Origin of the sequence: Humidesulfovibrio sp. (genome assembly GCF_035560995.1) — a bacterium.
In the GTDB taxonomy this organism is placed as follows: domain Bacteria; phylum Desulfobacterota; class Desulfovibrionia; order Desulfovibrionales; family Desulfovibrionaceae; genus Humidesulfovibrio.
The window spans coordinates 1-5,262 of sequence record NZ_DATMYK010000283.1; the positions used below are offsets into that span (position 1 = coordinate 1).

A 5,262-nucleotide genomic window follows, 5' to 3' on the forward strand; every position below is an offset into this window, starting at 1 on the left:
TCGCAGGGCAGTTCGAACAGGGCGAAGTCTTCCGGGTGCTCCAGGGCCTCCACCGACATTCCCGCGGGCAGCCCCACCAGCGCGGGCGCGAAGCGCAGCACCGGCGGGTACAGCTGCCGCGCGCCGCGTATGGACTGGGGCACGTCGGACAGGTAGTCCAGGCGGCCGTCCTCAGCCTCGCGGAACAGGCGATAGGGGTGCACGTCCTCCTCCACGCGGCAGGCGCTGACCAGCACGCGGGCAGCCCCGGTGAGCGCCTGGGCGAAGGCCTGCACTTCGGCCGGCCCCACGCGGGGAAAGTCCGGATGGCGCAGAAGGTGCGGGCCGCTGCCCTGCGGCGCGGGGAAGCTTTTGCCGAACAGGCGCACCGGGCCAGCCCCAGCGCAGTGCCCCCGGCCTGGGCTTGCCCCCGTCGCCTCATGCGCGGGCGGGTCCTCCTGGTTCAGCCGGGGCGAATCCAGCCGCGGCGGGTTCAGCCGGGCCAAAGCCAGCCGCGCCAGGCACAGGTCGCGGGGGTCGTCCAGGTCCAGCCCCTCCAACCGCGAAAGGGCAAAGGGCAGGGGCCTGCGGTGCTGCTCGGAATGGAACAGGTGGCGGCGGCAGTCCAGCACCACGTTGAAGGCGAAAAGATTCTGGAAGATGCCACCGGCTTGGCCGCGCTCCAGGGGCAAAAAACGCGAAAGCGCGCCATCCTCCCCGCGCCGCCAGCAATTGGCGGGATCAAGGCCCGTGGGCGCCACGCTGCGCACGTTGACCACCAGCTCATCGGCCTGGGCGCGTTCCAGGGCCGCGGCCAGGCTGCCCGGCAGACGGAAGGGATGCGTGGGGCTCATGCCCACGTGCACGTCCGGCGCGAAGTTCTCGTGCTCCTTCAGCCAGGCCCACTGATAGTCCAGCGCGCCCTCCAGGCTGGAGTTGTCCTGGGCCAGGTGCGCGGGCCGCAGGAAGGGCGCCTCCGCCCCCAGGGACAGGGCCAGGTCGCGGATCTCCTCGTCGTCGGTGTTCACCAGCACGCGGTCCATGCCCGGCGTATTCAGCGCGGCCTCAATCGTGTAGGCCAGCACCGGCCGGCCGCAAAGGTCCAGCAGGGCCTTTCTCGGCAGGCCCTTGGACCCGCCGCGCGCGGGAATCCAGGCCAGCAGGGTGCGATTTTGGCCGTCGATGCGGATCACAGGCTGTCCACCTCCTGCCGCCACAGGTCCACGGGAAGATCGGGCATGTCGAAAAATTTCCGTCCGGTGGCCGCGTTGTAGAAAGAGTACAGCCGGGGCGCATGGCGGGCCATGGTGCTCTCCTTGCGCGCGCGGGCCACCCCGGCGCGGATGGCCTCCCAGTCGGCCTTGGCCGCCATCTCGCCGAAGCGGTCCCAGTCCTTCCAGGCCAGCACCAGGCCGATGTTCTTGCTGCGCACCATGCGGGCCACGTAGGCCGATTCCTCCGCGGCCACGCAGGGCAGCCCGGCCTCCAGGTAGTTGTACAGCTTGGAGCCCATGAGCGTGCGGTAATAGTAGGGCTGTTCCGCGCCCTCGCCAAAGTTCTGGGCGTTCCAGCCCAGCTCGTGCCGGGCCAGCAGGGGGGCGAGCCTGTCGTTGGGCACTGCCGGAAGGTAGCGGAAATCCGGGCGCGCGGACGCCATCTCCAGATAGCCCTCAAAGCCCTGGCCGTCGCCCTGGTCGCAGCCGTTCACCACGGTGAAACGGAAGCCCTGGTCGGCAACCCGGCGGATGCCCTCCTGGAACGAGCCATGGCAGGCATGGCCGTGCTGGCTGGCCTTGTGCAGCCCTCCGGCGAAGACGATGTCGCGCGGGATGCGCGTCTGCTCGCCCGCCAGGGCCGCCGGGGCCGGGGCCAGCCATTCGTCCAGCACGTAGGACTGGAAGTGCAGGGCCTTGGCCCTGTGCCCGTGCACGCGGGAGAGGTCCTCCACCACTTCCGGGGAGTCCAGGTACATGATGCCCGCGGCCTGGGTGAACACGCGCCGCCAGAGTTCAAGCTCCAGCGGCATGTCCGTGATGCCGAAATTCCTGCCGATGGCCGGGTCGCCGCCGTGCATGACCTCGCGGAAGTCGAAGTAGTCGATGATCACCGGGGCCTTGGAGCGGCTCGTCAGTTCGGCGAAGACATAGGGGCTGCCGGAGCCCACGGACGCGTGCACGGCGTCGAAAGGATAGTTCTCGGCCAGGAAGGGCAGCTCCAGCACGTAGGGGTTGCTCACCAGCAGGGCGTCGAAATACCCCTGCCCGGCCAAACTTTCCAGGGGCACGGTGCCGCACATGAAGCCGTCGGCCATGTGCAGGGCGATGAGCGCCCCGCCCGCGCGCAGCTGCTTCAGAAGCTTCAGGTAATTGTGGCTGAAGCTGAAGGAGGTGTACAGGATCAGCGGCCTGCCGGGGTTGGCCGCGCGCAGGGCGTCCAGCCCGTCCATGAAGGCGCGCAGCCTGGGTTCGTTTATGGTTCTGCCCTTGAGGTTTGGAAGCGGCATGCTTTCTCCGTCTATGCTCGCGGTTCCAGCCAGGCCGGATCCGGGGGGGAGTACAGGGCGCAGGAGCGGCACACGGGCGGAATGTCTCCCGCGCACCAGCGCCGCACCAGCTCGAAATGCGCCGGGCCATAGAGCAGGGCGTCCAGAGGCTCGTCCTTCAGGTTGCCCAGCACCAGCTCGTCATGGGGGTCGTCCTGGTAGCGGCAGGGACACAGCCTGAGGGAGCCGTCGGGCAGCACCGTGGCCGCGGGGGCCAGCAGCATGCCGCAGGGCGGGTCGCCCTTGGCCGCGCCACCCTCCGCCACGCGCATGGCGGAACTGAAGACTTCCGCGTCCACGGCTCCGGCCCAGGTGTCGAACTCGATGCTGCCGTCCGCCGGGTCGAAGAAGAGCCCGCCCGCCTTGAACAACGGAGCCAGACGCAGAAAGCCTGTGTCCTCGAAGGTTTCCTCAAACGGGCGGTAGGTGCGCAGGCAGATGTTCACCCGGCCCTTGCCCCCGGCCAGTTTGGCCTGGCCCAGGGCCTCCAGCCCGGCCATGACGGCATCGAACCGGCCGGAACGAAATACCTTGCGGTAGGCCTCCGGCATGAGGCCGGGGCTGCTCACGGACACGCCGTCGGCCAGGTCCAGCAGCAGGCGGGCGCGCTCCGGCTCCGCCGGGAGCAGGGTGCCGTTGGTGGTCACGCGCACGTCGGTCATGCCCGCGGCGCGTGCGGCCGCAAGCAGTTCATAGAACTGCGGGTGCAGCATGCCCTCGCCCATGATGGGCGAGAAATCCGCTCCGCGCATGCCCAGGGCCGCCATCTGCGCCAGCACGTCGCGGGCCAGCTCCGGGTCCAGCATCTGTCCGCCGCGCGGTTTGTGGCTGCAGGGGCAGAAGATGCAGGCGCAATTGCAGTCGCTGGAAAGCGTGAAATGCAGTTTTTCCGGCAGGCGGCGCAGGCTTGCGCGGAATTCCTCCGGGCTGCCGCAGCGCAGCAGCACGTCGCGGTTCAGGGCCGGGTCCGGGACGGGGCGGGGCGGCTTGGGAGCGTTCGCGGCCTCCATGTCCAGGAACACGTAGTGGGGCTTGCCGCCGCCATGCCGCCGCAGCACCGGGGCGATCTCATCGTAGCCGTAGGCGGCGATGATGACGAAGTCGTGCCCGGCCTCGGCCGCGCGGGTTCCCGGCAGCAGGGGCAGGCCGTTGTGCGTTGCGGTTTGGGGATTGCCGGAAAGGAACGCCACGGGCGTGATGTCCGGCCTGTGCTCGCGCAGCTGGGCCATCAGCTTGTCGGCCCGTCCGCCGGTGCCGTAGATGGCGGCCCTGCCGCCTTGCGGAATCTGCCGCACGTGGTGGATCATGCGCGCTCCCCCTGTTTCGCCGCACTGCTCCCGGCGGGGCCAAGAGACAGGAAAAAACCGTCGAGCTTCGCGGCGTAGTCCCGTATGTTCAATGTTTGCCGGGCCTGGGCCATGCGAAGTTCGCAGGCCGGGCGGTCGAAGCGTTCCAGCCGCTGCGCAAGCCCCCTGCCCTCGTCGTCCGCAAAGCTCAGCCCGATGCCCAGGCGCTCCACCACGTCGCTGCACCATTCAAGCGCAACCGGCGCCAGGGTGGGCAGACCGGCGTACAGGTAGGTCAACACCTTCAGCTGCAGGTTGATCCTGTATGCCGAAGGATGCCGGCGCACCAGGGCCGGGTGGTGCCAAAGCGCGCCGAAATCATACGCCGGCAGCTCCTCGCAGAGCGCCTCATACGGCAGCCTCTGGCGGTAGTGGAACAGCGGGTTGCGCTCTTCGGCCTCGCGGAAACAGTTGAAGGAACGCCCGCTGCCGTTGTCGTAGTTGTTGAACAGGGTGAAATCCAGTCCCAGGGCGGTGTAGGCCTTGATCTGCTCCAGAAAATATGGCGCGCTGCCGGTCCAGGAGGAGATAATGGTGCTGTGGACACTTTGCGCCAGGCACACGCGCACAGGGCGCCCAGGCTCATGGCTGTGGCCCTGCGCGGCGCGCTGGCCCACCGGGGGCAGGGCGTACAGGATGTTCGCGTTGGCGAACCCGTGCCGTTCCTCCAGCAGGCGCACGGCAACCGGAGAATCTTTGATGATGATGCCCCGGCAGCGGCCGAACACCTCGCGCCAGAGTTCGATGAGCTCCTGCGCGCGCAGGCCCTGCGAGGCGGAAAAGGCCTCCGCGTACCCCTGATCCTCGGCCAGCAGGGGGAAAAAGTCCTCGAAGGACGCCGCAAGGGGGATGCCCAGGTCGGTCAGGGCCTTCATGAAGGCGTGGTTCTGGAGCATGGCCCAGGAATGCACAAGCCGGAAGGGCTGGTATTGACCCAGCGCGGCCAGCAGCACGCTTTGCAGGGCCGCCTCGGTGGGCTCCGCATGGCGTACGGCGAGTTGCTCGCCCTGCGGGCCATAGAGCGTACTGTCCGGCGCACTGTCCGGCGCGCCAAGGCAGACCAGGGCCACGCTCCAGCCGCGCGCGCGCAGTTCGAGCATGATGTCCAGGGACCAGTCTCCGGGATTGTGGCTCACGAAACAAACGGACTGGCCGCCGGGCCTGATGGACGCTTTGAGCGCGCAGACCAGTTCCGCCGCGCGGGAGGCGATGCCCCTCCGGACGGCCTGGAACTCGGCCTCCGTGGCGGCCGCGGCCATGACCTCGGCCAGGGAGAAAATGCGCTGCGGCGCAACGCCCGGCAACGCAGCCCGCATTTCCTGCTCATAGGTTGCGGAAAGCAGCAGCACCAGGCGGGAGGATTCTGCGGCCACGCTTGCCGCATCGGTCCAGGGG

4 protein-coding genes are annotated in these 5,262 nt (G+C 68.8%); all 4 read right to left on the reverse strand.

Going from position 1 to position 5,262, the window contains the following annotated elements; genetic code table 11:
- Positions 1 to 1,172: cytidylyltransferase domain-containing protein (locus VN419_RS11025; protein WP_414652929.1), on the reverse strand; the 1,172-nt coding region annotated here is incomplete at its 3' end.
- The gene (locus tag VN419_RS11030) at positions 1,169 to 2,482 is read right to left on the reverse strand and encodes a hypothetical protein (RefSeq protein WP_325647282.1); all 1,314 of its coding nucleotides are present in this window, start codon (positions 2,480 to 2,482) and stop codon (positions 1,169 to 1,171) included. The genes VN419_RS11030 and VN419_RS11025, both read right to left, overlap by 4 nt.
- 11 nt (positions 2,483 to 2,493) lie before the next feature.
- Positions 2,494 to 3,828: a radical SAM protein gene (locus tag VN419_RS11035; protein WP_325647283.1), complete on the reverse strand. Its 1,335-nt coding sequence runs from the start codon at positions 3,826 to 3,828 to the stop codon at positions 2,494 to 2,496.
- Positions 3,825 to 5,262: hypothetical protein (locus tag VN419_RS11040; RefSeq protein WP_325647284.1), on the reverse strand; the 1,438-nt coding region annotated here is incomplete at its 5' end. The genes VN419_RS11040 and VN419_RS11035, both read right to left, overlap by 4 nt.